Origin of the sequence: Banduia mediterranea, assembly GCF_031846245.1 — a bacterium.
Taxonomy (GTDB): domain Bacteria; phylum Pseudomonadota; class Gammaproteobacteria; order Nevskiales; family Nevskiaceae; genus Banduia; species Banduia mediterranea.
The window spans coordinates 1-1,103 of sequence record NZ_JAVRIC010000058.1 but is presented as its reverse complement, the minus strand read 5'-3'; the positions used below and the strand labels follow the sequence as shown (position 1 = coordinate 1,103).

Below are 1,103 nucleotides of genomic sequence, written 5' to 3'. Positions count from 1 at the left end.
ATGGCAAAAGAGAAGTTCGAGCGCACCAAGCCGCACGTGAACGTCGGCACGATCGGTCACGTGGACCACGGAAAGACGACGCTGACGGCGGCGTTGACGGTGTGTCAGGCGAAGAAGTTTGGCGGCATGACGCGCGCCTACGACCAGATCGACAACGCGCCGGAAGAAAAGGCCCGTGGTATCACGATCGCGACCTCGCACGTCGAGTACGAATCGGAGGCGCGTCACTACGCGCACGTGGACTGCCCGGGACACGCCGACTACGTCAAGAACATGATCACCGGCGCCGCGCAGATGGACGGCGCGATCCTGGTGTGCTCGGCGGCGGACGGCCCCATGCCGCAGACGCGTGAACACATTCTGCTGGCGCGTCAGGTCGGCGTGCCGTACATCGTCGTGTACCTGAACAAGGCCGACATGGTGGACGACGCCGAACTGCTGGAACTGGTCGAGATGGAAGTGCGCGACCTGCTGAGCCAGTACGAATTTCCGGGCGACGACACGCCGATCATCGTCGGCAGCGCGCTCAAGGCGCTCGAAGGCGACGAGAGCGACATCGGCGCCCCGTCGATCGACAAGCTGATCGAAGCGCTGGACACCTGGATTCCGGAACCGGAGCGTGCGATTGACGGCGCCTTCCTGATGCCGGTCGAAGACGTGTTCTCGATCTCCGGTCGCGGCACCGTCGCCACTGGTCGTATCGAGCGCGGCATCGTCAAGGTCGGTGAGGAAGTCGAGATCATCGGCATCAAGCCGACGGTCAAGACCACCGTCACCGGCGTCGAAATGTTCCGCAAGCTGCTGGACCAGGGCCAGGCCGGTGACAACGTCGGCGTGCTGCTGCGCGGCACCAAGCGCGAAGACATCGAACGCGGGCAGGTGCTGGCCAAGCCGGGCAGCATCAACCCGCATACCAAGTTCGAGGCCGAGGTGTACGTGCTGAAGAAGGAAGAGGGTGGTCGTCACACCCCATTCTTCAATGGCTACCGCCCGCAGTTCTACTTCCGTACGACCGACGTGACCGGCAACTGCACGCTGGCCGAAGGTACGGAAATGGTGATGCCGGGCGACAACGTGAACATGGCGGTGGAGCTGATCGCGCC

The 1,103-nt window shown here is 63.6% G+C and carries 1 protein-coding gene; it reads left to right on the top strand.

Annotated elements, in window-relative coordinates:
- Positions 1-1,103, top strand: a 1,103-nt coding sequence (gene tuf, locus RM530_RS18330; protein WP_311366712.1) for an elongation factor Tu, incomplete at its 3' end; no start/stop codon positions are given.